The sequence below is a fragment of the Pseudonocardia sp. ICBG1293 genome, from assembly GCF_020131355.1.
Classification (GTDB): Bacteria; Actinomycetota; Actinomycetes; order Mycobacteriales; family Pseudonocardiaceae; genus Pseudonocardia.
In genome coordinates, this window is the sequence record NZ_JAHLEL010000047.1 from 464361 (window position 1) to 489624 (window position 25264).

16 protein-coding genes, 3 rRNA genes and 1 pseudogene are annotated in these 25264 nt (G+C 72.5%); 1 reads left to right on the top strand and 19 read right to left on the bottom strand.

The features are described from left to right. Positions 1 to 3 precede the first annotated feature (3 nt). The 6 genes and pseudogenes from scpB to KPF47_RS25370 form a co-directional block, all read right to left on the bottom strand. Positions 4 to 1518, bottom strand: a complete 1515-nt coding sequence (gene scpB, locus KPF47_RS41120; RefSeq protein ID WP_374108892.1) for an SMC-Scp complex subunit ScpB — start codon at positions 1516 to 1518, stop codon at positions 4 to 6. Between the two features lie 395 nt (positions 1519 to 1913). After that, a pseudogene (locus KPF47_RS25350) lies at positions 1914 to 2765 on the bottom strand (ScpA family protein); the annotation flags it as partial. 2 nt (positions 2766 to 2767) lie between these two features. After that, a complete protein-coding gene (locus tag KPF47_RS25355; protein WP_224391295.1) occupies positions 2768 to 3661 on the bottom strand; it encodes a ParA family protein in 894 nt (297 codons plus the stop codon). A gap of 188 nt (positions 3662 to 3849) precedes the next feature. Beyond that, a complete protein-coding gene (locus KPF47_RS25360; protein WP_224391296.1) occupies positions 3850 to 4539 on the bottom strand; it encodes a DUF4097 family beta strand repeat-containing protein in 690 nt (229 codons plus the stop codon). A gap of 110 nt (positions 4540 to 4649) precedes the next feature. Then, on the bottom strand, positions 4650 to 5573 hold the full coding sequence (locus KPF47_RS25365; protein WP_224391297.1) for a site-specific tyrosine recombinase XerD: 924 nt from the start codon (positions 5571 to 5573) through the stop codon (positions 4650 to 4652). Between the two features lie 2 nt (positions 5574 to 5575). Next, complete coding sequence (locus KPF47_RS25370; RefSeq protein WP_224391298.1) at positions 5576 to 6568, bottom strand: LLM class F420-dependent oxidoreductase; 993 nt, start codon at positions 6566 to 6568, stop codon at positions 5576 to 5578. 261 nt (positions 6569 to 6829) lie between these two features. Here KPF47_RS25370 and KPF47_RS25375 point away from each other — a divergent pair, with 261 nt between their 5' ends. Then, positions 6830 to 7915 carry a DUF1707 domain-containing protein gene (locus KPF47_RS25375; protein ID WP_224391299.1) on the top strand — a complete coding sequence of 362 codons (1086 nt, stop codon included), beginning with the start codon at positions 6830 to 6832 and terminating at the stop codon, positions 7913 to 7915. A 189-nt stretch (positions 7916 to 8104) separates the two neighbouring features. On the opposite strand, the gene KPF47_RS25380 is transcribed toward KPF47_RS25375, so the two are convergent. From KPF47_RS25380 to KPF47_RS25440, 13 genes are all read right to left on the bottom strand, one after another. Continuing rightward, positions 8105 to 8737: an NUDIX hydrolase gene (locus KPF47_RS25380; protein WP_308015488.1), complete on the bottom strand. Its 633-nt coding sequence runs from the start codon at positions 8735 to 8737 to the stop codon at positions 8105 to 8107. A 171-nt stretch (positions 8738 to 8908) separates the two neighbouring features. Further along, positions 8909 to 10678, bottom strand: a complete 1770-nt coding sequence (locus KPF47_RS25385) for a CTP synthase (RefSeq protein WP_224391301.1) — start codon at positions 10676 to 10678, stop codon at positions 8909 to 8911. Positions 10679 to 10700: 22 nt separating this feature from the next. Continuing rightward, positions 10701 to 11636 carry a copper transporter gene (locus tag KPF47_RS25390; protein WP_224391303.1) on the bottom strand — a complete coding sequence of 312 codons (936 nt, stop codon included), beginning with the start codon at positions 11634 to 11636 and terminating at the stop codon, positions 10701 to 10703. Beyond that, on the bottom strand, positions 11621 to 12808 hold the full coding sequence (gene steA, locus KPF47_RS25395) for a putative cytokinetic ring protein SteA (RefSeq protein ID WP_224391305.1): 1188 nt from the start codon (positions 12806 to 12808) through the stop codon (positions 11621 to 11623). Before steA ends, KPF47_RS25390 begins: the two co-directional genes overlap by 16 nt. 201 nt (positions 12809 to 13009) lie before the next feature. Further along, on the bottom strand, positions 13010 to 14839 hold the full coding sequence (gene recN / locus KPF47_RS25400; protein WP_224391307.1) for a DNA repair protein RecN: 1830 nt from the start codon (positions 14837 to 14839) through the stop codon (positions 13010 to 13012). Positions 14840 to 14929: 90 nt separating this feature from the next. After that, the gene (locus KPF47_RS25405; protein ID WP_224391308.1) at positions 14930 to 15856 is read right to left on the bottom strand and encodes an NAD kinase; all 927 of its coding nucleotides are present in this window, start codon (positions 15854 to 15856) and stop codon (positions 14930 to 14932) included. After that, on the bottom strand, positions 15853 to 16686 hold the full coding sequence (locus KPF47_RS25410) for a TlyA family RNA methyltransferase (RefSeq protein ID WP_224387905.1): 834 nt from the start codon (positions 16684 to 16686) through the stop codon (positions 15853 to 15855). The genes KPF47_RS25405 and KPF47_RS25410 overlap by 4 nt, the downstream gene beginning before the upstream one ends. 2 nt (positions 16687 to 16688) lie before the next feature. Further along, positions 16689 to 16895 carry a hypothetical protein gene (locus KPF47_RS25415; RefSeq protein ID WP_020622954.1) on the bottom strand — a complete coding sequence of 69 codons (207 nt, stop codon included), beginning with the start codon at positions 16893 to 16895 and terminating at the stop codon, positions 16689 to 16691. Positions 16896 to 16964: 69 nt separating this feature from the next. Then, positions 16965 to 17972, bottom strand: coding sequence for an HAD-IIA family hydrolase (locus KPF47_RS25420; protein ID WP_224387904.1), 1008 nt, complete (start codon positions 17970 to 17972; stop codon positions 16965 to 16967). Continuing rightward, the gene (locus tag KPF47_RS25425; RefSeq protein ID WP_224387903.1) at positions 17969 to 20572 is read right to left on the bottom strand and encodes a hypothetical protein; all 2604 of its coding nucleotides are present in this window, start codon (positions 20570 to 20572) and stop codon (positions 17969 to 17971) included. Before KPF47_RS25425 ends, KPF47_RS25420 begins: the two co-directional genes overlap by 4 nt. 158 nt (positions 20573 to 20730) lie before the next feature. After that, positions 20731 to 20847: ribosomal RNA gene (gene rrf, locus KPF47_RS25430) — 5S ribosomal RNA — on the bottom strand. A gap of 107 nt (positions 20848 to 20954) precedes the next feature. After that, positions 20955 to 24050: ribosomal RNA gene (locus KPF47_RS25435) — 23S ribosomal RNA — on the bottom strand. Between the two features lie 331 nt (positions 24051 to 24381). Beyond that, positions 24382 to 25264 (bottom strand): 16S ribosomal RNA (locus tag KPF47_RS25440); the annotation flags it as partial.

Below are 25264 nucleotides of genomic sequence, written 5' to 3' on the forward strand. Positions count from 1 at the left end.
GGGTCAGCCGTCCAGGTCGTCGATCGCGTCGATGCCGGGCAGCAGCGGGGCCAGCGGGGGCAGCTCGGCCACCGAGGAGATACCGAGCCGCTCGAGGAACAGCTCGGTCGTCCGGAACAGGGTCCCGCCGGTGTGGTCCTCGGTGCCGGCCTCCTCCACCAGTCCGCGGGTGAGCAGGGTGCGGAGCACGCCGTCGCAGTTGACACCGCGGACCGCCGAGACCCGTGCGCGGGTGACCGGCTGGCGGTAGGCGACGACGGCCAGGGTCTCCAGCGCGGCCCTGGTCAGGCGGGCGCGCTGGCCGTCCATGAGCATCTTCTCGACGTAGGGGGCGTAGCGGTCGCGGGTGTAGAACCGCCATCCCTCCCCCGCGCGGCGCAGGTCGATGCCGCGGCGGTCGGCGGTGTAGGCCAGCGACATCCGGTGTAGCGTCCGCCGGATCCGCGACGGTGTCTGGTGCAGGGCCGTGGCCAGCGACGGCTCGTCGACGGGGGCGTCGACGACCAGCAGCAGCGCCTCCAGGGCGTGTTCGAGCTCGGTGTCGTCGTCGAGCTCGTGGAACTCGGGCTCGTCGGGCTCCGGGTCGTCCTGGGTCCCGGCCTCCCCTGTCCCGGGTCCCCCTGTCCCGGGTTCCTCTGTCCCGGGTTCCTCCGCTCGGGAGGCCTCGGTTCGGGGGGCCTCGGCTCCGCGGGCCGTCGGACCGGTCCCCGGCCCGGGGTGCCCGGTCGCCGGATCGAGGTCGCCGGAGTCGCGCCCGACGGGGCGCTCGGACCGGTCGTCCTGGGCGTCGGGCGTGGCGACCACGTCGTCGCGAGCACCGTGTGGCGACGCCGGACGGTCTGCCGATGTGGCGGAGGCGCCGGCGAACAGGTCGAGATGAACGTTTCCGCCCTCGGCAGGGCCGGAACGTGCGTCTCGCTCGTCGGGCCGGGGCGCCACAGGTGCGGCGGTGACCGGCTCGAGGTCCTCCGCGTTCTGCGGCCCGGTCAGCCCGGTGGCCGCGGACTCCGTGCGGGCCGGGCCGGTCGCCCCGGGCTCGGTGGCGGCCGTGGGACCGGCGTCGGTGGTGGGCTCCACAGCAACAGAGGGCTCGGCACCGGTTCCGGGCTCGGCGCCGGCATCGGTGTGCTGCGCCCCGCCTCGATCGACAGCGACGCCGTCGGCACCGTCGGCACCGTCGGCACCGTCGGCACCGTCGCGATCGGCCACGACACGATCGGCGATGTCGCCATCGGCAGCGACGCCCTCCGCCGCGAGACGATCGGCATCGGCCGACGGCTCCCCGTCATCGACGGGCTCCACGGTGCGGGCGAGCTCGGCGTCGGCGGTGGTCCCGTCCTCGTCGGCCGCGGCGGGCGGGCCCTCGGGCTCGGGGGCGGCTCGGTCCTCCGCGCTCGGCGCGACCTGCGGCGACGCGGTGGCGTGCGGGCTGCGCGGCACCGTGCGGCCGATCAGGCGCAGCCGTTCGGACGGGTCCTCCGGGTCGTCGGAGCCCGGCCGCTCGTCCGGCTCGGTCACCGGTGGTTCCGGTCCTCTCGTTCGGGGTCGGGATGGAGCACGTCCGGGGCGGTGCCCGGACCGTCGATGTCGGCTTCGATGTCGGCTTGGATGTCGGCGTCGCGGTCGGCGTCGCGGGCCGCGTCCGGACCGACCGAATCCGGGGCCGGGTCGTCCGAGCGGTCGAGGTCGTCCAGATCCGCGTCCGGGTCGTCCAGGTCTGCGTCCGCGTCGTCCAGATCCGCGTCCGCGTCGTCCAGGTCCGCGTCCGCGTCGTCCGGATCCGCGTCGGAGGTCTCCGGGGCCTCCCCGGAGTTCGAGTCGGGATCGGAGTCGACCGCGGATCCGGGGGCGGACGCGACCGTCTCGTCGACGCGGTTCTTCTTCCGGCGGCGGCGGTTGCGCGCCCGCACCGCCTCCTCGGCGGCAGCGGCCTCGTCCTCCAGCGCGGCGGCGTAGGCGACCGGGTCGTCCTCGCGGTCAGCGGTCCAGGTGACGGTGAGGTCGGCGAACGCCTCCGGCTGTTCCAGGGCCACCGACCGCTCGCGGTACAGCTCCAGCAGCGCCATGAACCGGGCGATGACCTCCAGCGTCGCGACGCAGTCGGCGGTCAGCTCGGCGAAGGTGGCGGTGCCGGCGAGGGCGAGCCGCTCGCGCAGGATCGCGGCGTGCTCGGGCACCGAGACGTGCACCGCGTGCAGGTGGTCCACGCCGACCTCGTCGGGCGGACGGGGCCGGAACACGGCGGCGGCGAGCTCGGCGAAGGCCTGCGCGTCGACGCCCAGCAGCACCTCGGGAAGCAGGTCGGCGTAGCGGTCCTCGATCGCGACCGAGCGCGGGAAGCGGCGCATCGCGCCCTGCTCCAGCTCGACGAACAGCGCCGCGGCCTCCTTGTAGGCGCGGTACTGCAGCAGCCGGGCGAACAGCAGGTCACGGGCCTCGAGCAGGGCCAGGTCGTCCTCGTCGTCGACCTCCGCACCGGGCACCAGCCGCGCCGCCTTGAGGTCGAGCAGGGTGGCCGCGACGACCAGGAACTCGGTGATCTCGTCGAGGTCGGCGTCGTCGCCGAGGTCGGTGAGATGGGCGATGAAGTCGTCGGTGACCTTGTGCAGGGCCATCTCGGTGACGTCCAGCTCGTGCTTGCCGATCAGCTGCAGCAGCAGGTCGAACGGGCCCTCGAAGTTGTGGAGCCGGACGGTGAAGCGCCGGGTGCGCGGCGCCGCCACGTCCCCGTCGTCGAGCCCCTCGGGGGCGCCGTCGGCGAGCAGCGTCACCGGGCGATGACCTCGCGGGCGAGCATCCGGTAGGCCTCCGCGGCGTACGACGTGGGCGCCCACGTCGTGATCGGCTCACCGGCGACCGTGGTCTCCGGGAACTTGATCGTCCGGTTGATGACGGCGTCGAACACCTTCTCGCCGAACGCCTCCACCACGCGGTCGTGGACCTCGCGGGTGTGCAGCGTGCGGGTGTCGAACATCGTCGGGAGCACGCCGAGCAGTGTCAGGTCCGGATTGAGCCGCTCGGTCACCTTGTCGATCGTGTCCATGAGCAGCGCGACGCCGCGGAGCGAGAAGAACTCGCAGGCCAGCGGGATCAGCACCTCGTCGGCACAGGCCAGTGCGTTGATGGTGAGCAGGCCCAGCGACGGCTGGCAGTCGATGAGGACGATGTCGTAGTCGGGCAGGAACCGCTTCAGGGCCCGGCCGAGCGCCTGCTCCCGGCCGACCTCGGTGACGAGCTGGACCTCCGCCGCGGACAGGTCGATGTTCGAGGGCAGCAGGTCGAGGTTGTCCACCCCGGTGTCCTGCAGCACCTCGTCGGCCTCGACGCCCCGTTCCATCAGCAGGTTGTAGACGGTGGACTCGAGCTGGTGGGGCTGCACGCCGAGGCCCACCGACAGCGCACCCTGCGGGTCGAAGTCGACGAGCAGGACCTTGCGGCCGTACTCGGCGAGCGCCGCCCCGAGGTTGATCGTGGACGTCGTCTTCCCGACGCCGCCCTTCTGGTTCGCGACCGCGATCACCCGGGCCGGTCCGTGCACCGACAGGGGCGCGGGCTCGGGGGCGCGCGCACTGGTCGTCTGGGTGCCTCGCCCGTGGTCCGGCGCCGGTTCGTCGCTCGGGTCGTCGAGCCTGCCCTGGGCCTCCGGCCGCGTCGGGTTCATGCGGTCTCCGGTCTCGTCGCGGGTACCGTGCCGGGTCTCGGGTCCCGGTCGGGACCTGGGACCGCACTGCAGGAGATGTCCCCACGTGCGGCGACGTCCCTGTCGGGCCACGTCGCGGTATGGATTCCGGGTCACCCTACCCGCGGGCGGGCGCCGTCCGGCCGACGGTGCTCCCGGCGTGTCGCGCCTCAGCCCGCCGGCAGGACCGACACCCCGCCCGCGCTGCTCCTCGCGGTGATCCGGTGGTCGGCCCCGGGCTGGTCGGGGACGCCGACCTCGGTGGACCCGGCCGTCGCCTCGGCGGTCACCTCGTAGGCCGGGCCGATCGGGACCCGGACCTCGACGCCGCCGGCGCTGGACTCGGCGCTCACGTCCGCTGCCGCCTCGGCGAAGGTCAGCTCGACCGCGCCGGCACCGGAGTTCGCCTGCACGTCACCCGGGCCGACCCCGGTGGCGGTGACCGCACCCGCCGACGCCCTCAGGTCGAGCGCGCCGGTCAGCCCCTCGACCTCGACACCGCCGGCGCGCAGGTCGACCTGCGCCGACGACGAGGCCGGCACCGTCACGACCAGCCCGGCCTGGCAACGGGACATGATCCCGTCCGGGCAACGGGCGGTGATCCGCAGGACGCCACCGTCGAGCTGCTGGTCGACCTGCGGGCGGGTGTCCCCGGTCCAGCGCAGGTCCTGCTCGACCGAGGCCCTCTCCCCCGCGACCAGCCGCAGCGGACCGGCGTCGGAGTCGATCTCGACCCGGGTGACCTGCCCGTCGACGGGCTCGTCCACCGTCTGCTGCTCCTCCTGCCCGACGGCGACGCCGCCACACCCGGCCAGCAGGAACCCGGACACGACAATCGTGATGAACGCTCCGTACCGCATGGGTCCCAGAACCTAACGGCCCACCGTGGCCGGACCGTCGCCACCCCCGTGATCATGGATCTGCCCGACGCCCCGTGGGCGGGCGACCGGGAACGGTGCCCGGTCCGTGGTCACCCCCGCGCCCGGGGGTGCGCGGTGGCGTAGACCTCGCGCAGCGTGTCGACGGTGACGTGGGTGTAGATCTGCGTGGTCGCGACGCTGGCGTGCCCGAGCAGCTCCTGCACCACACGGACGTCGGCGCCGCCGGAGAGCAGGTGGGTGGCGAAACAGTGGCGCAGGGTGTGCGGCGAGACGGCGGCGACGACGTCGCCCGGCAGCCCGGACGCCTCGGCCGCGGACCGCAGGACGTGCCACGCGCTCTGCCGGGACAACCGCCGGCCACGGGCGTTGAGCAGCAGCGCCGGGCTCCCGGCGCCCCGGGCGGCGAGAGCCGGGCGGGCCCGGACCCGGTAGGCGTCGACGGCGGCCAGCGCGGGCCGTCCGACCGGCACGATCCGCTGCTTGTTCCCCTTGCCGTGCAGCAGGATCGTCCGCGCGTCGGGATCCAGGTCGTCGAGGTCGGCGCCGACGACCTCGGAGATCCGGGCGCCGGTGGAGTACAGCAGCTCCAGCAGCGCCCGGTCGCGCAGCCCCACCGGCCCGTCGGAGACGCAGCCGGCGAGCAGCTGGTCGACCTGGTCCACCGACAGCGCCGACGGCAGCCGGGTGCCCAGCGCGGGCGGCGCCACCCCGGCCGCGACGTCGGTCGGGGTCAGCCCCTCCAACAGCGCGAACCGGTGCAGACCGCGGACCGCGGCCAGCGCCCGCGCGGCCGACGACGCGGCCAGCGGACGCTCACCCGTCCGCAACGCGGTGACGAACCCGGCGACGTCGGCCTCCCGCACCTGGGCGGGCTCCGCGCGTCCCAGGCGGTCGAGGTGGTCGAGGTAGCGCCCGAGATCGAGCCGGTAGGAGCGCAGGGTGTTCTGCGCCCGACCCCGTTCGACGGCCAGGTGGTCGAGGTAGTCCTCGACCACCCGGCGCACCGACGGCATGCTCAGCCCCGCAGGGCCGGGACGACCTCGCGCTCGAACAGCTCGATGCCCGACCGGTCGTAGGCCGCCTCGGGGAAGTAGAAGATGCCGTAGCTCATCCCGACGCGCTCCAGCGCGGAGAGCTTCTCGACGATCTGCTCCGGGGTGCCGACGCCCGGCATCCCGCGGAAGGCGCCCAGCGCGCCCTGCGCCTTCTCTGCGCCGACGATCGGCTCCAGCCGGGCGACGAGACGGGCGAGCCGCTCCTCCACCTCGTCCTCGGTGTGCCCGATCGCGACGTTGTAGTTGGCCGAGCGGACGATGGCGTCGTAGTCGGTGCCGACCTCCCGGCAGTGGTCGGCGAGCAGCGCCGACTTGTGCCGGAAACCGTCGAGGGTGCCGTCGAAGTTGGTGTACTGCGCGTACTTCGCCGCGATCTTCAGCGTCACCTTCTCGCCGCCCCCGGCGATCCACAGCGGGATGCCACCGTCCTGCAGCGGCCGCGGCGCGACGATCGCGTCGTCGACGGTGTAGTGCGTGCCGTTCAGGGTGGCCCGGCCCTCGCGCCAGGCCTGGGTGAAGATCTGCACGCCCTCGTCGAGCATGCCGAGGCGCTCGCCGGGCCGGGGGAAGCCGTAGCCGTAGGCACGCCACTCGTGCTCGTACCAGCCCGCTCCGATGCCCATCTCCACCCGGCCGTGGGAGATGACGTCGGTGGTGGCCGCGACCTTCGCCAGGTAGGCGGGGTTGCGGTAGGCCATGCAGGTGCACATCTGGCCGAGCCGCACCCGCTCGGTCGTCGCGGCGAAGGCGGCCATCAGGCTCCACGCCTCGTGGCAGGCCTCGTCGGTGGGTGCGGGGACGGTGTGGAAATGGTCGTAGACCCACACCGACTCCCAGACGTCGCCGCGGTCGGCGTACTCGGCGAGGCCACGCATCACGTCCCACTGGGCGGCGGGGTCGATGCCGACGAGGTCGAGGCGCCAGCCCTGGGGCACGAAGAGTCCGAAACGCATGCGTCGAGCCTAGGGCCACCGCCCCGGCGAGGCCCGTGCGGGCGGCGGCACGGCCACCGGCCCGGAGCAGGTCCGGCGCCCCGCGGGACCTGCGGTCTGAGCTGCGCCGACCCGGGAGGAGCCGGGACCGCCGGGACCGTCACACCGCCGGCCGAACGGGCTCGGCGCAGCGACGGTGTCGACCTCGCAGGCCCGGCCCCGTCCGGCGTCCCGCGTGTCGCGGCGTACTGCTCACCGGCCGGACGCGGTTACCGTCGGGGCATGAGCGCGGACCCGATCGGCTACGCCGAGCAGGAGGAGTCGGTGCGGGCGCTGTCCCGCCACTACACGGGTGGGGCGCTGGACGTCGACGCGTTCGACTCCCGGGTGCGCCGGGCCCGGGCGGCGACGACCCGGGACGAGCTGGCCGCGCTGTTCGCCGACCTGCCCGAGCCGCATCCGGCCTCGCTCACCCGACGGGCGACCGCGCCCTCCGGGGCCGGCACCACCCCGCCCCGTGCCGATCCCGTCGCCGCGGACCGTGCCGGGGATCCCGCCGCCCCGGACCCCGCCGCCCCGGACCCCGCCGCGACGGACTCCGCTGCCAGGGATCTCGCTGACGGGGATCTCGCTGCCGGTCGCCCCGCCGCCGGGGACCCGGGCGCCACGGACTCCCTCGCCGCCGGCGCGACCGCGGGTCCCGGGGAGCCCACCGGTACCGCCGACCCCCGCGGAGCCGGGCACGGTGGCGACGCGGAGCGCACCGCACGGTTCGCGGTCCCGGGCCCGACCCGGTCGGGCCCGTACCCGGACCCGTCGGGGCACCCGGCGGCGGGTCCCCTCCCCGACCCGTCCCCGACGACCGCGGGCCACCGTCCGCCGTGGCCCTCCCCCGGCGTCACCGGGCACCCGGGTGCCGGGTACCCGGGCGGGCCCTGGCCGGCATGGGCCCACCCGGACGCCGGTCCGGCCGGCATGCCGCCCGGCGGGGGATACCCGGGCGGACCCGCCTGGGCGTCCGCACCGCCGAGCTGGTCCGTACCGGGCCGGCCGTCCCCGGCGTACCCACCGCACCCCGGCCCACCGGCCTACGGCACCCACGGCCACGACCCGTCGGCGCCGTTCGGGCGCGAGCCCTACTCGGGGCTGCCGTACTCGGACAAGCAGAAGATCGTCACCGGGCTGCTGCAGGTGTTCCTGCCGTTCGGCGTCGGCCGGTTCTACTCGGGGCACGCCGGTCTCACCGTGGCGCAGCTGATCGTCACGTTCCTGACCTTCGGGATCGGTGCGATCTGGTCGTTCGTCGACGGGATCGTGGTGCTCGCCGGATCACCGCGGGACCCGCACGGACGCCCGCTGCGGCCCTGACCGGGCCGGCCGCACCCGGGCGCGCGGGTCGGCCGCCGGCTCCGCGCCGGGCACGCGGCGCGTGGTCACCCGCCGGCCCCGGTGGCCGCGGCGCTCCGTCGGCGCGGCGGTCCACGGTCACCCGCCGGCGCGGCGGTCCGGTGACGCGCCGGCGCCGCGGCGCGGTCACTCGTCGGCGCGGCGGCGCGGTCACTCGTCGGCGCGGCGGGCGAAGCGGAACGGCCGGTCGGCCCACTCGGCGTCGACCGGCCGCGGGGTGAACTCCCCCGCCAGGGCCGCGCGGGCCGCCAGCAGCCCGGCACACGACACCGCGTTGACGATCTCCCCGGAGAACACCATCCCGACGGCATCGGCGATCGGGACCCAGCGCAGCTCCAGATCGGCCTCCTCGTCGTCACCCATGTCGGGGCGGGGCTTCTCGACCAGGTCGCGCGCCAGGAAGATGCGCACCGACTCGTCGGAGAACCCCGGCGAGGGCACCACGTCGAGCAGCACCGCCCAGTCGCGTGCCGACAGCCCGGCCTCCTCGGTCAGCTCCCGGTCGGCGGTGACGGCGGGGTCCTCCCCCGCCACGTCGAGCAGCCCGGCGGGGAGCTCCCACAGCCGTCGCCGCACCGCGTGGCGGTACTGCAGCAGCATGCGGACCCGGGATCGCTCGTCCACCGCGACGACGGCGACCGCCCCCGGGTGCTCCAGGATCTCGCGGGTCGCGACCCGGCCACCGGGCATGACGACGCGGTCGGACCGCAGCGCCATGACGCGACCGGAGTAGATGTCGGTGGCCGAGCGGACCGGGAAGTCGTGCTCACCGGGGCGGGTCACCGGCTCGCCGCTGGGCGGGCGCACAGTTCGATCACCCGTCGGACAGTAGTACCCGGCCCGGGGCCCGGCGGGGAGCCCGGGCCGTGCGGGCCCGCCGCCGCGCCCGGCGGCGGTGCCGCGCGGGCGGGCGTGCCGGGCCGGGCCACCGGCGGCGGCCCGGCCCGTTCGGCGTCAGCGGACGGACGTGCCCTCGGGAGCGACGCCGTTGGCGTCCGCACCGAGGACGACGTCGTCGCCCTCGGCCTGCTCGGCGTCGTCACCGTGGTCGCGCCCGGGCAGGTGCACCGGCAGGCGGTCCTCGGCCCGGTAGCGCAGCGCCGCCTTCACGAACGCCGCGAACAGCGGGTGCGGCCGGGTCGGGCGGCTCTTGAGCTCGGGGTGGGCCTGGGTCCCGACGAAGAACGGGTGCTGCGACGACGGCAGCTCGACGAACTCCACCAGCGTCCCGTCCGGGGACGTCCCGAACACCAGCCCCGCCTCGGTGAGCTGCCGGCGGTAGGCGTTGTTGACCTCGAAGCGGTGCCGGTGCCGCTCGGAGATCTCCCGTGCCCCGTAGGCCTTCGCCGCCACCGAGCCGGGCTGCAGCACCGCCGGGTAGGCGCCCAGACGCATGGTGCCGCCCATGTCGCGTTCGCCGGCCACGACGTCGCGCTGGGTCGCCATCGTCGAGATGACCGGGTGCGCGGTCTCCGGGTCGAACTCGGTCGAGCTCGCGTCCTCCAGACCGGCGACGCTGCGTGCGGTCTCGATGACCATGCACTGCAGGCCCAGGCACAGCCCCAGGGTGGGGACGCCCCGGGTGCGGGCGTGGGTGATCGCACCGAGCTTGCCCTCGATCCCGCGGATGCCGAAACCACCGGGGATCAGCACCCCGTCGACGCCGTCGAGCGCCTCGGCCGCACCGGCCGGGGTCTCGCACGAGTCCGAGGGCACCCAGCGGACCGCGACCTTGGCGTGGTGGGCGAACCCGCCCGCCCGCAGCGCCTCGGTGACCGAGAGGTAGGCGTCGGGGAGGTCGACGTACTTGCCGACCAGCGCGATCGTCGCGGTCTCCCGGGGGTGGTGGACGCGGTCGAGCAGGTCGCCCCACACCGTCCAGTCGACGTCGCGGAACGGCAGCCCCAGCCGGCGCACGACGTAGGCGTCGAGACCCTCGCCGTGCAGCACCTTCGGGATGTCGTAGATCGACGGTGCGTCCGGGCAGGCGGCCACACCGTCGAGCTCGATGTCGCACATCAGCGAGATCTTGCGCTTCATGCCCTCGGGAATGGCCCGGTCGGCACGCAGGACCACCGCGTCGGGCTGGATGCCGATGTTGCGCAGCGCCGCGACGGAGTGCTGGGTCGGCTTGGTCTTCAGCTCACCCGACGGCGCCAGGTACGGCACCAGCGACACGTGCAGGAAGAAGCAGTTGTCCCGGCCGACCTCGTGCCGGACCTGGCGGGCGGCCTCGACGAACGGCAGCGACTCGATGTCGCCGATGGTGCCGCCGACCTCGGTGATGACGACGTCGGGGGCCACGCCCTCGGCGTCGGGCTCGGCCATCGCGAGGACGCGGTCCTTGATCTCGTTGGTGATGTGCGGGATGACCTGGACGGTGTCGCCCAGGTACTCGCCGCGGCGCTCCTTGGCGATGACCTCGGAGTAGACCTGACCGGTGGTGACGTTGGCCCGCCCGGCGAGGTCGCGGTCCAGGAACCGCTCGTAGTGGCCGACGTCGAGATCGGTCTCGGCGCCGTCCTCGGTGACGAAGACCTCGCCGTGCTGGAACGGGTTCATCGTCCCGGGGTCGACGTTGAGGTAGGGGTCGAGCTTCTGCATGGTGACGCGAAGCCCGCGCGCGGTGAGCAACTGACCGAGACTGGAGGCGGTCAGGCCCTTACCCAGCGAGGACGCGACCCCACCGGTGACGAACAGATGACGGGTGGCGCGAGTCTGCACGGAGCTTCAGCCTACCGATCGGTCAAGGGGCGTCGGGAACCGGCCCCACCGTTCCGGCGCCGGAACCGTAGCGGCCGGTGCCTCCCTGCTGTCGTTCGGCGAGCGCGAGCACGGTCGCGACCCGCCCGGCACCGGTGCCGACGCCGTCGACGGTGGCGAGCCGGCCGACGGGCCCGGCCCCGGCTGCGCGGGCGGCGGCGACGGCCGAACCGTCCGCGGCGTCCCGCCCGGCGAGGACGGCGCCCGCGCCGCGACGGTCCAGCTCCGCCGCGAGGGCCGCCGCGGTGGTCGCCGAGGTCGCGGCGTCCACGCCGGAGTACGCGGCGCCCGTGACCACCACGGCGAGCCTGCCGGGGGCGGGGCGGGCGGGCGGGGCCTCGGCGAAGCCACCGCCGGCGAGCCCGGCGAGCACCGCACCGGCCCCGTCCGGGTCGGGGGCGGGGCCGTCCGGCGGGGTCAGCAGGGCGGCGCCGAGCAGCCCTCCGGCCAGCGCCCCGGCGTCGGTCGCCGCGGGGAGCTGGGCCCCGGACGGCAGCAGCCGCGCCGAGAGGTCCCGCAGCTGGTCGGCACGGGCCGGGTCGGTGACGGCGGGGGTCAGCACGACCTCCCCCGCCACGCTGCCCCCCGCGGCGGCGACGAGCTCGGCGACGGCGCGGGTGTCGGCAGGCTCCGCACCGAGCGCGACGACGGTCACCGGCACCCCGGTGAGCCGCCCGCGTACGAGGTCCGGTCCGACGCGGCCCGCGAACTCGTCACCGGCCCGCAGCTGCGCGAGCAGGGTGTCGCGTTCCGCGCTCAACCGGGCCGTCTCGCCGGTGTCCGCGCCGCGGGCGGCGACGTCGGCGATGCGCTGCGGCAGCCCGACGACCGCGAGGGCGAACCCGGCGGCGAGGGCCAGCACGAACACCGCGAGCAGGGCGATGCGGTGGTGGCGCCGGGAGATCACGCCGGGAGCCATCCGGCGACCACGGCCCGGACGCTCTCGACCACTCCGCGGGCCCAGTCCAGCACCGCGGGGCCGCCGCCGGACACCAGCACGGCCACCACGACCGCGACGACGGCGGCGGCGACGAGCAGCAGCAGCGGGGCGAACGACGTCCGGCTGCGGTACATCTGGGCGATCATCGCGCCGTCGACGACGGTCCCGCCGGCCTGCAGCCGGGTCAGGAAGGTCGAGGCGTTGCTTCCGGACCGGCCGCGGTCGAGGAACTCCCCCATCGACGCCGACAGCCCGACCGTCACGATCATCGAGGCGCCGCGGTGGTGGGCGAGCAGCAGGGCGAGGTCCTCGGGGTTGGCCATCGACGGGAACGTGACGGCGCTGGCTCCGAGGTCCTGGACGCGGTGCAGGCCGGGCGCGTGCCCGTCCGGGAACGCCGGGACGACGACGTCGGCACCACTGGTCAGCGCCTGGTTGGACACCTCCGACGGGTCGGCGACGATGAGGTCCGGGCGGTGGCGCGCGTTCAGCAGCGCGTCCGCGCCGGCCCCGACGCCGACGAGCACCGGTCGGTACTCCTTGATGTAGGCCTTGAGCCGCTTGAGCACCGCGAGGTGGTCGAACCCGGCGGCGACGACGAGCACCGGCCGCCCGTCGAGGACGACGTCGACCTCCGGCACCCCGTGGCCGTCGAGGAGCAGGGAACGCTCGCGGCGCATGAACTCGATGGTGTTCGCGGCGAACGCCTCGAGCTGGTGGGTCAGGCCCTGCTTGGCCTCGTCGAGGGCGTCGGCGACGGTGTCCTCGGTCTGCTCGCGGCCCTCGCACAGCGGCTGCTCGCCCGTGTAGAGGACGCCGTCGTGCAGCCGGACCCGGATGCCGTCCTTGACCGCACGCAGGGTGTCGGGCCCGCAGTCGTCGACGAGCGGGACACCGGCCTCGACGAGTACCTGCGGACCGAGGTTCGGGAAGCGGCCGGAGATCGACGGGGCGGCGTTGACGACCGCCGCGACCCGCGCCACGACGAGCGCGTCGGCGGTGGCGCGGTCCAGGTCGACCTGGTCGATCACGGCGATGTCACCGGGGCGCAGGCGCCGGAGCACCGCCTCGATGCGGCGGTCGGCGCGGGCCGGGCCGGTCAGGCCCGGCAGCTCCGGTCGGGAACGGTGCAGCAGGCCGGACAGCTTCATGTGGCGCACTGTGACAGGTGGGGCGGCCGTGACCACGCAGGCACGCCGCGCGAGACCGCGACGTCACCGGCCCGGACGATCCTCGTCGGCGTCCGCATCCGGGCCGGCCGGTCTCCCCCGCTCCTCACCCTCCGCGACGTGCCCCGGCCGGCTCCGTCGGCACGTGCTCCCTGCTCCCGGGCTGCGCACACCCCGGGCCCGTCAGCCGGCCCGGGCGACCCGGCGGCGCCGCGGCGCCGCGCCGGGGGTACGCCGGGAACGGGCCGCGGCGAGGTCGGCGGGCCGTGCCGCGGCACGGTCGGCCTCCCGGTGCGCGGTCGCGGCGGTGAGCAGCTCCTCGGCGTGCGCGCGGCCGGTGTCGGTGTCGTCCATCCCGGCCAGCATCCGGGCCAGCTCCCCGGTGCGCTCCTCCTCGGTGAGCCGCCGCACGCTGGAGCGGGTGACCCCCGCCCCGGACGCCTTCTGCACCACGAGGTGCCGGTCCGCGTACGCCGCGACCTGCGGCAGGTGCGTGACGACGATGACCTGGTGCCGCGCGGCGAGCTGCGCCAGCCGGCGGCCGATCTCCACCGCCGCCCGGCCACCGACTCCGGCATCGACCTCGTCGAACACCATCGTCGGCACCGGGTCGGCACCGGCGAGCGCCACCTCCAGGGCCAGCATGACCCGGGACAGCTCGCCGCCGGAGGCTCCCTTGTGGAGCGGCTGGGCCACCGCCCCGGAGTGCGGGACGAGCCGGATCTCCACCTCGTCCACCCCGCTCGACCCGGCCTGACAGCGCCGGCCACCGACCTCGAGCACCGGCCCGGCGTCGGCGGCGGGCCGCGGCTGGACGCCGACCTGCAGCGTGGCGTCCTTCATCGCCAGCCCGGCCAGCTCGGCCGTGGTCGCCTCGGCCAGCCGGGACGCGGCCGCGGTGCGCGCCGTGGTGAGCGCCGCGGCGTGCCCGGCCAGCTCGTGGGCGAGCGCGTCGCGGCGCGCCGACAGCTCGGCCAGCGCCTCGTCGGAGGTGTCGAGACCGGACAGTCGTTCGCGGGCGGTGGCCGCCCAGGCGAGGACCCCGTCGGTGTCCGCGGCGTACTTGCGGGTGAGCGCCTTGAGCTCGGCCTGGCGGGTCAGGACACGTGACAGCAGCTCGGGGTCGGCGTCGAGCCGGTCGAGATAGCCGGACAGCTCGGCCGCGGCGTCGGCGAGCACCGCGATCGCCTCGGTCAGACGCGGGCCCAGCTCCTCCAGCGCGGGGTCGCCACTGCCCTCGGCGAGCCCCTTGGCCTGCCCGGCCAGCCCGACGGCGCCGGGTGCCTCGCCGTCGTCCGAGCCGGACAGGGCGAGGTGTGCACTCTCGGCCGCGGCCCGCAGGTCGTCGGCCTCGGCCATCCGCCGGGCCTGCTCGACGAGCGCGCGGTCCTCCCCGGGCTGCGGGTCCGCGGCCTCGATCTCGGCGAGCCCGTGCCGCAGCAGGTCCGCCTCCTGCGCGAGCCGGCGGGCGTTGTCCCGCCGCTCGGCGAGCTCGGTGACGACCTGCAGCCACTCGGTGCGGACCGCCCGGTAGGCGGCCAGCGGCACGGCGACCGGGTCCCCGGCGAACCGGTCGAGCAGGGCCCGCTGGTCGGAGCCGCGCAGCAGCCGCAGCTGGTCGTTCTGCCCGTGCACGGCGAGCTGGGTCTCGGCGAGCCTGCCGAGCACGCCGTTGGGCACCGACCGGCCGCCCAGGTGGGCGCGGGAGCGCCCGTCGGCCGACACGGTCCGGGCCGCGATCAGCGATCCGTCGTCGTCGGCCTCGGCGCCCACCTCCTCGGCCAGCTCCAGCGCCCCCGGCGAGGCCGCGAACCGGCCCTCCACGACGGCGCGCCTCGCCCCGGCCGACACCCGCGACGACTCCGCGCGACCGCCGCCGAGGAGGTTCAGCCCGGTCACGACCATGGTCTTCCCGGCACCGGTCTCGCCGGTCAGCACGGTCAGGCCCGGGTCGAGTTCCAGGGTCGCGTCATCGATCACGCCGAGGCCCTGGATCCGCATCTCGGACAACATGGGAGGGACCATACGTTCGAACTCCGACAGCTCCCGGGTCCCGACACGCCACCGGCACCGAACGGATGTTCCCGTGCGCCGAACGGTCGATCAGGTGTTCGAACCCGGGTGCTGGGTCCGTGCTCCTCGCCAGCCCCGCACGGGCAGGTCGAACTTGCGCACGAGCCGGTCGGCGAAGGGCTGTGCGGCCAGGCGCACCATCCGCACCGGCTCGGCCGCGCGGCGCAGCTCCACCCGGCCCCCCGGGGGCACCGCGACGGTGCGGCGGCCGTCGCAGTCCAGCACGGCGGCCGGGCCGTCGGCGGACACCTCGATCGCGAGGGTGCTCTCCGGCGCGATGACCATCGGCCGGGCGAACAGGGCGTGTGCGTTGCTGGGCACCACCAGCATGGCCTGTACCTGGGGCCAGATCAGCGGCCCGCCGGCGGAGAAGGCGTACGCGGTGGATCCGGTCGGGGTCGAGCAGAGCACCCCGTCGCAGCCGAAGGAGGACACCGGGCGGCCGTCGACCTCGACGACGACCTCCAGGATGCGTCCCCGCGTGGTCTTCTCGACGACGGCCTCGTTCAGCGCCCAGGCCCGGCCCAGCACCTGGCCGGCGGCCGTGACGACCGCCTCCAGGGTGGTGCGTTCCTCGACCTCGTAGTCGCCGTCGGCGAGCTTCTGCAGGGCCTCGGGGAGGGTGTCCTCCTCCGCCTCGGCGAGGAACCCGACGTGACCGAGGTTGACGCCCAGCAGCGGGACCCCGGCGTGGCGGGCGAGGTCGGCGGCGCGCAGCAGGGTCCCGTCCCCGCCCAGGACCAGGACCGCCTCGGCGCCGCGGGCGCACTCGGGGGTCCCGGGGACCGGGACGGGTTCGAACCCCGCGGGCACGTCCGGGTCCGCGGCGAGTTCGGCCCACTCGTCGGCGAGCACCCGGGTGCGCAGGCCGAGTCGTCCGAGCTCACCCATCACGTGCAGCGCGGTCTTGCGGTTGGTCGGCCGCCCGGTGTGCAGGACCAGCAGGATGTCCCTCATGCGGGGCCGACCGCGACCGCGGCGGCGAGCATCGGCGCCAGGTCCGGCCGCTCGGGGGCGTCGCCGGACGGACCGTCGACGGGGCGGCGCAGGTGCAGGAAGTACTCGACGTTGCCCGACGGGCCGGGCAGCGGGCTCGCGGTCGCTCCGAGGACGAGCAGACCGGCCGACGCGGCGGCGGTCGCGACGCCGTGCAGCGCCTCGGTGCGCAGGCCGGGGTCACGCACGACCCCGCCCGACCCGAGCCGGTCCTTCCCGACCTCGAACTGTGGCTTCACCATGGGCAGCAGGTCGCCTCCGGGCGCGGTGCAGGCGGCGAGGGCCGGCAGCACGGTGCGCAGCGAGATGAACGACAGGTCGGCGACGGTCAGGTCGACCGTCCCGCCGATCTGCTCCGGTTCGAGGGCCCGGACGTTGGTGCGGTCGTGCACGTGGACGCGCTCGTCGGACTGCAGCCGCCACACCAGCTGGCCGTACCCGACGTCGACGGCGACGACCTCCGCGGCCCCACGGGTGAGCAGCACGTCCGTGAAGCCCCCGGTGGAGGCGCCCGCGTCGAGACAGCGCCGCCCGGCGGGCTCGACGCCGGTGAACGCGTCGAGGGCGCCCAGCAGCTTCCTGGCGCCCCGGGAGGCCCAGTCGGGCTCGCCGTCGTCGTCCGGGCGGACGAGGACCGGCGCGTCCCGGTCCACCACGGTGGCGGGCTTCGCCGCGGGCATGCCGTTGACGACGACCCGGCCGGCCGCGATCAGCTCGGCGGCCTGGCCACGGGACCGGGCGAGCTTGCGGCGGACCAGTTCGGCGTCGAGCCGGGCACGGACGGGGCCCATCGTCACTCCCGTTCCGAGCCGGCGCTCAGCGCACGACCGAGCGCGGCGTGCACCCGCTCGAAGGCAGCGGGGTGCTCGGCGACCGGACGGTCGTCCAGCGCGTCGAGCGCCGCGACGGCCGCATCGACCTCGGCACGCAGGGCCGCGACCGGACGGTCCTGCTCGGGCCGCGGGTCGCCCGGACGGGGTCCGGGTGCGGGAACGCTCATGGATGATCTCCGGGGACGGGGTTCTGACGCCACGGTAGCCGACGGTCCCGACATCGGTCGGGAGCGCCGTCACCGCCCCGGGCGCTCCGCCAGGCCGAGATCCGCCAGCGCCGTGACGGCGGCGGCACCGTCGGCCCGCACGTCCGCGACGCCCTGCTCCCAGGCGACGACGCACAGGGCACGCAGCGCGTCCACGGCGGGCTCGTGACCACCCCCGTCCCCGGACAGGACGAGGGTGTCGCCGTCGGCGCGCACGTCCCAGCCGGGCCGCGGACCGGGCGCCAGCTCGTCCGCGGCCCGGGTGAGCGCGGCGAGATCGGCGCCGATGTAGGTGGGCCGCAGCGCCGGCGTGGCAGCCAGCAGCTCGGCCGCGCCGCTGACTCCGGTCAGCACCATCAACGACGGCGCGCCCATCGCATCGGCACCCTCGATGTCGGTGTCGAGCCGGTCCCCGATGACGAGCGGGGACCGCGCGGCCCCGCTCGCCTCACGCAGCAACCGCGCGGCGGGCTTGCCCGCCACCTGCGGCCGGGCACCGGTCGCGGTCCGCACGACCTGGACCATCGAGCCGTTGCCGGGCAGCGCCCCGCGGTCGGTGGGCAGGGTGGGGTCGACGTTGGAGGCCACCCACAGCGCCCCGGCACGGACGGCGACGACCGCCTCGGCCAGGATCCGCCACCCGGTGTCGGGCGAATGTCCCTGGACGACGGCGTCCGCGCCCTCGGCGACGTCGAGCACGACCAGTCCGCGGGCCCGGACCTCCTCGGCCAGCGCCGAGGTCCCGACGACCAGCACCCGCGCCCCCGGCGGGAGCTGCTCGGCCAGCATCGCGGCCGCGGCCTGCGAGCTGGTCCGGACGTCCTCGACGCGGGCCGGGAAACCCAGCTCGGCGAGGTGTGCGGCGACGTCGGCGGGACTGCGGGAGGCGTTGTTGGTGACGTAGACCGTGGGCACCCCGCGGTCCGCGGCCCCGAGCACCGCCTCGACGGCCCCCGGCACGACCTCGGGGCCCCGGTACAGGGTGCCGTCGAGGTCGGCCAGGAGGACGTCGTGGCGGGACAGCAGGTCGTCGGTCACCGGTCGCCGGTCCCGGCGTCCGGCGCGCTGCGGGGGGCGTCCGGCTCCCCGACCGCGACGTCCGCGTCGGTCCGGTCGGTGTCCTCCCGACCCCCGTCCGTCGCGTCCCCGGAGGTCGCACCGGTCCGGTCGACGTCCGGGATGCCGGTCCGGGGCGTGTCGTCGCCCGCGGTGTCGTCGCCCGCGGTGTCGTCGCCCGCGGTGTCGGTCCGCACGGGCTGCGCCGCTTCCGCGGCGGGGTCTGCCGCGTCGTGGTCGTCGGCGGCCGGGGGCACGTCCTCCCACCCGACGGTCAGCTCGTCGTCGGCCCCCTCGAGCTCGTCCCCGGTCAACTCGGCGATCCGCGCGGCGGCGTCGGTCTCCCGGTGCCGGTCGGCGTCGTGGGCGTGCACGAACCACTGCACGGCCTCGGAGTCGCGGCCCGCGGCGAGCAGGTTGTCGGCGTAGGCGTAGAACAGCCGTGCGCTCCAGGGGTCGCGGCGGGCCGCATCGAGCTCGGGGACCTGGAGTCCGACGACGGCGGCGGCGGCTTCGCCGAGATCGCGGCGGGCGCCCGCGGCCACGATGAGCAGCTCGATGCGCTCCTCGTGGCCGAGGTCGCGGGCCTCCGGGCTGCGGGCGAGGTCGAGAGCACGCTCGGGACGACCGAGCGCACGCTCGATGTCGGCCATCACGTGGACGTGCCCCGGACCGCCGCCCATCCGGCGCGCGGCGCGGAACTCGCCGAGGGCCTCGTTCCACTCGCCGGCGTGGTAGGCGACGATCCCGGCGGCCTCGCGCACCACGGCGATCCGCGACGCCCGGCGCCGTGCGTAACGCACGTGCTCGAGCGCCTGCTCCGCGTCCTCGTCGACGAGCAGGCCCGCGGCGACGAGGTGCCGGGCCACGACCTCGGCGGTCTCCTTCTGCAGCCCGCGCAGGTCGCGGCGCACGCTCGGGTCCAGTTCGGCGGCCGACACCGAGTCCGGCAGGTCCGGCTCGGCGACGAACGTCCGCTCGGCCGACTCCGGGATGGCGCGCCGTGGGCGGTCGTCGCGACCACGACGGTCGTCACGGCCACGGTCGTCGCGGCCACGGTCGTTCCGGCCCCGGTCGTCGCGCCTGCGGTCGTCACGCCTGGGGTCGTCGCGGCCGGAGCGGGGGCCACGGTCGTCCCGGCCGCCGCGCGGGCCACGGTCGTCGCGCTCCCGGCGCGGTCCACGGTCGTCCCGGTCACGGAGCGGGCGACGCTCGTCGTGCCCGCCGGAACGCTCGGCACGGTTCCCGCGGGGACCGTCGACGGTGTCGCCGTCGGCCGCGGTGCTGCCCGGGGCGGTCACGGCGCGGTCCACGAGGTCGGCCTCGGTACCGGCCCCACGGGAGTCCGTCACGGGGGCGTCGGTCACGGGGGCGTCGGTCGCGGCGCGGCCCGTGTCGCCCGCGTCGTCGGCGCGCTCGTCGCGGGCGACCGGCTCGCCCACCGCCTCCGCGGGCGAGGTGTCCGCAACCCCGGTGGCGGTGTCGGAGCCGATGCGACCGGTCGCACCGGGCGACTCCCGCGTCCCGGTCGTCGACGGCGTCACGACAGGCGCGTCACCGGCCGGCTCGTCCGGCACGGCGTCCCGCTGCGCGACGTCCTGGGGCTCGACGGCCGCGGACCGCTCGGACCGGCGGTCCTGCGACGGGCGCTCCTCCCGGGCGCGGTACGGGCGGTCCACGCTGTCCCGGGACTGGCTGCGCCGGTCGTCGCGACCGCGGGGCGCACGGTCCCGGTACGGACGCGCACCACGGTCGTCGTCGCGCTGCGGACGGGGGCCACGGTCGTCACGGTCCCGGAACGAACGGGCACCGCGGTCCCCGGACGGACGTGCCCCCCGCTCGTCGCGGTCACGGGGCGGACGGCCACCGCGGTCCTCGCGATTACGGAAGGGGCGGGCACCGCGGTCGTCACGGCTGCCGGAGGAACGGCCGTCACGGTCCTCGGACGGACGTCCCCCGCGGTCGTCACGGCCGGAGAAGGAACGACCGCCACGGTCGTCGCGACCGGAGAACGAGCGGCCACCACGGTCCTCACGGCCGGAGGAGGGACGGCCGGCGCGGTCCTCGCGGTCCCGGAACGAGCGTCCGCCGCGGTCGTCGTCGCGCGGCGGACGGGGGCCACGGTCGTCACGGTCCCGGTAGGGACGGCGGTCGTCGCGGCCCGTGGACGGCCGGCCACCACGGTCGTCACGTCCACCCCGGAACGCGTCACGCCGGCCGGTGCCACCGGAACGACGGTCCTCGTCACGGGCGGGGCGACGGTCGTCGTCGCGACGCGGACCGCGGTCGGAGCGGCCGTCGCTGCGGAAGCCGCCCTCGCGCCGGCCGGTCTCGCGTCCGCCGGTGTCGCGTCCGCCCCGGTCGGACCAGGAGCGGCCCTCGGTGCGGCGCTCGCCCGGACGTCCCCGGTCGTCCCGCGACCGGTCGCCGCCACTGCGGTTGCCCCGGTCGTCGCGACGCGTGCGGTCGTCGCCGTCGCGGCGCCGTCCCCGCTGGTCGTCGTGGCGCGACCACCCCGACCCGTGGCGCGATCCGCGCTCTTCGCCTGCCCGGCCGTTGCCGGGACGATCCCCGTCCGTCACATGGTCAGGGTACAAACGAACACCGTCACTTCCGCGGTCGGCGACCGCACTGGGCTAACCGGTCCGCGCAGCGCGGCGGACACGGCTGCAGAAACACGAAAAAAGGGGAGTCCACAGCGGCTTCTACACCGTTGCGGACTCCCCTTTCAGAGGTTGAATGTCGGCGGCGACCTACTCTCCCACACCCTGGCGAGTGCAGTACCATCGGCGCAGGAAGGCTTAGCTACCGGGTTCGGAATGGGACCGGGCGTTTCCCTACCGCAATGACCACCGACAACACTATTCAACAAACCCCACCACAAAAACGGGTGGGGGACCAACGAACACACAACCCGCACAGGGTTGTGAGCTCAGGGTCACACAGTGGATGCGAACAACTCGTTGTGGCAAGCCCTCGGCCTATTAGTACCGGTCAACTCCACCCCTCACAAGGCTTCCATCTCCGGCCTATCAACCCAGTCATCTCCTGGGAGCCTTACCCACTCAAAGGTGGTGGGAGACCTCATCTTGGAACAGGCTTCCCGCTTAGATGCCTTCAGCGGTTATCCCTCCCGAACATAGCCAACCAGCCGTGCCCCTGGCGGGACAACTGGCACACCAGAGGTTCGTCCGTCCCGGTCCTCTCGTACTAGGGACAGCCTTCCTCAAGTCTCCAACGCGCGCGGCGGATAGGGACCGAACTGTCTCACGACGTTCTAAACCCAGCTCGCGTACCGCTTTAATGGGCGAACAGCCCAACCCTTGGGACCTACTCCAGCCCCAGGATGCGACGAGCCGACATCGAGGTGCCAAACCATGCCGTCGATATGGACTCTTGGGCAAGATCAGCCTGTTATCCCCGGGGTACCTTTTATCCGTTGAGCGACACCCCTTCCACAAGGTGGTGCCGGATCACTAGTCCCGACTTTCGTCCCTGCTCGACCCGTCAGTCTCACAGTCAAGCTCCCTTGTGCACTTACACTCAACACCTGATTGCCAACCAGGCTGAGGGAACCTTTGGGCGCCTCCGTTACTCTTTGGGAGGCAACCGCCCCAGTTAAACTACCCACCAGGCACTGTCCCTGAACCAGATCATGGCCCGAGGTTAAGACACCCAATTCGACCAGAGTGGTATTTCAACAACGACTCCACCACCACTGGCGTGATGATTTCACAGTCTCCCACCTATCCTACACAAGCCGAACCGAGCATCAATACCAAGCTATAGTAAAGGTCCCGGGGTCTTTCCGTCCTGCCGCGCGTAACGAGCATCTTTACTCGTAGTGCAATTTCGCCGAGTCTGTGGTCGAGACAGCGCCCAAGTCGTTACGCCATTCGTGCAGGTCGGAACTTACCCGACAAGGAATTTCGCTACCTTAGGATGGTTATAGTTACCACCGCCGTTTACTGGCGCTTAAATTCTCCGCTTCGACCCCGAAGGAGCTAACAGGTCCTCTTAACGTTCCAGCACCGGGCAGGCGTCAGTCCGTATACATCGTCTTGCGACTTCGCACGGACCTGTGTTTTTAGTAAACAGTCGCTTGGGCCTGGTCTCTGCGACCGGCCGTCCCTAGCCCGCAAGGAGCCTCAAGACAACCGGCCCTCCTTCTCCCGAAGTTACGGAGGTATTTTGCCGAATTCCTTAACCACAGTTCGCTCGATCGCCTCGGTATTCTCTACCTGACCACCTGTGTCGGTTTGGGGTACGGGCCGCAACAGCACTCGCTAGAGGCTTTTCTCGACAGCATGGGATCACTCTCTTCGCCTCAATCGGCTACGCATCACCTCTCACCCTTCACGATCCCCCGGATTTACCTAGGAAATCAGGCTACAGGCTTACACCACGACAACCACCGCGTGGCGGAGCTACCCTCCTGCGTCACCCCATCACTTACCTACTACCAGATCGGATCCCACGCTCCCCCACAAACAACACTCCCGAAGGAGCGAAGGTGGGTTCGGATGGTTAGCATCACCGGCCTCGGCATGGACGCACTATCACGAGCACGGGAATATCAACCCGTTGTCCATCGACTACGCCTGACGGCCTCGCCTTAGGTCCCGGCTCACCCTGGGCGGAACAACCTGGCCCAGGAACCCTTGGTCATCCGGCGGCAGAGATTCTCACTCTGCATTCGCTACTCATGCCTGCATTCTCACTCCCACACCCTCCACCCGTAAATCACTCCCGGGCTTCACCAGATGCAGGACGCTCCCCTACCCAACAACACAACAGTGTCATTGCCACGGCTTCGGCGGTGCGCTTGAGCCCCGCTACATTGTCGGCGCAGGACCACTTGACCAGTGAGCTATTACGCACTCTTTCAAGGGTGGCTGCTTCTAAGCCAACCTCCTGGCTGTCCGGGCGATCCCACATCCTTTCCCACTTAGCGCACGCTTAGGGGCCTTAGCCGGTGATCTGGGCTGTTTCCCTCTCGACCACGAAGCTTATCCCCCGCAGTCTCACTGCCGCGCTCTCACTCACCGGCATTCGGAGTTTGGCTGACTTCGGTAAGCTTGTCGGCCCCCTAGGCCATCCAGTGCTCTACCTCCGGTAAGAAACACACGACGCTGCACCTAAATGCATTTCGGGGAGAACCAGCTATCACGAAGTTTGATTGGCCTTTCACCCCTACCCACAGCTCATCCCCCAGGTTTTCAACCCTGGTGGGTTCGGGCCTCCACGACGTCTTACCGACGCTTCACCCTGGCCATGGGTAGATCACTCCGCTTCGGGTCTACACCCCGCGACTACAACGCCCTATTCGGACTCGCTTTCGCTACGGCTACCCCACACAGGTTAACCTCGCCACGAAGCATAACTCGCAGGCTCATTCTTCAAAAGGCACGCCATCACCCCGTCCGAAGACTCAAGGCTCTGACGGCTTGTAAGCACACGGTTTCAGGTACTATTTCACTCCCCTCCCGGGGTACTTTTCACCTTTCCCTCACGGTACTTGTCCGCTATCGGTCATCAGGTAGTATTTAGGCTTGACGGGTGGTCCCGCCAGATTCACAGCGAATTTCACGGGCTCGCTGCTACTCGAGAACACGCCCACAACAGAACCAGACATTTTCGCGTACGGGGCTATCACCCACTACGGCCGACCATCCCAGAGTCGTTCCGCTAACACCGGCTCTTGCTGTCCCATCCTCGGCAGAAGATGAACGACACGTCTCACAACCCCGCACCCGCAACACCTGCCGGCTTGACACGGACACGGTTTAGCCTCTTCCGCTTTCGCTCGCCACTACTCACGGAATCACTATTGTTTTCTCTTCCTGTGGGTACTGAGATGTTTCACTTCCCCACGTTCCCTCCACGCACCCTATGAATTCAGGTACGGGTAACGCCCCATGACGGGCGCTGGGTTTCCCCATTCGGACACCCTCGGATCACAGCTCGGTTGACAGCTCCCCGAGGCCTATCGCGGCCTCCCACGTCCTTCATCGGCTCCTGATGCCCAGGCATCCACCATGTGCTCTTAACAACTTGACCACAACAAGATGCTCGCATCCACTATGCAACACTCAACCCACAACCACACCAGACCAAGAAGAAGCCACCACACCCGGAACCAACCGGGGCGTTAGGACAACCCTCAACCTGAGCGGCCAAAGAAAACAACCCACAGCTCCGAAGAACCTCGGGGTGTCCCCTCAGGACCCAACAGTGTGCCAAGCCAAACGGTCCGACGACCTGCGTTCCACCCAACGCACCCGACCCACGAACGGGGCCGCAAATGCGATTCAATGAAGGAACCACAGACACCTTATGAGCAGAACTCACAGAGTATTGTGGTGCCCCATCACATGATGGGACTCCTTAGAAAGGAGGTGATCCAGCCGCACCTTCCGGTACGGCTACCTTGTTACGACTTCGTCCCAATCGCCAGTCCCACCTTCGACAGCTCCCTCCACAAGGGTTGGGCCGCCGGCTTCGGGTGTTACCAACTTTCGTGACGTGACGGGCGGTGTGTACAAGGCCCGGGAACGTATTCACCGCAGCGTTGCTGATCTGCGATTACTAGCGACTCCAACTTCACGGGGTCGAGTTGCAGACCCCGATCCGAACTGAGACTCACTTTAAGGGATTCGCTCCACCTCACGGTCTCGCAGCCCTCTGTATGAGCCATTGTAGCATGTGTGAAGCCCTGGACATAAGGGGCATGATGACTTGACGTCATCCCCACCTTCCTCCGAGTTGACCCCGGCAGTCTCCCATGAGTCCCCACCATTACGTGCTGGCAACATGGAACAAGGGTTGCGCTCGTTGCGGGACTTAACCCAACATCTCACGACACGAGCTGACGACAGCCATGCACCACCTGCACACCAACCACAAGGGAATCCCTATCTCTAGGGATGTCTGGTGCATGTCAAACCCAGGTAAGGTTCTTCGCGTTGCATCGAATTAATCCACATGCTCCGCCGCTTGTGCGGGCCCCCGTCAATTCCTTTGAGTTTTAGCCTTGCGGCCGTACTCCCCAGGCGGGGCGCTTAATGCGTTAGCTGCGGCACAGAAACCGTGGAATGGTCCCCACACCTAGCGCCCAACGTTTACGGCGTGGACTACCAGGGTATCTAATCCTGTTCGCTCCCCACGCTTTCGCTCCTCAGCGTCAGTATCGGCCCAGAGACCCGCCTTCGCCACCGGTGTTCCTCCTGATATCTGCGCATTTCACCGCTACACCAGGAATTCCAGTCTCCCCT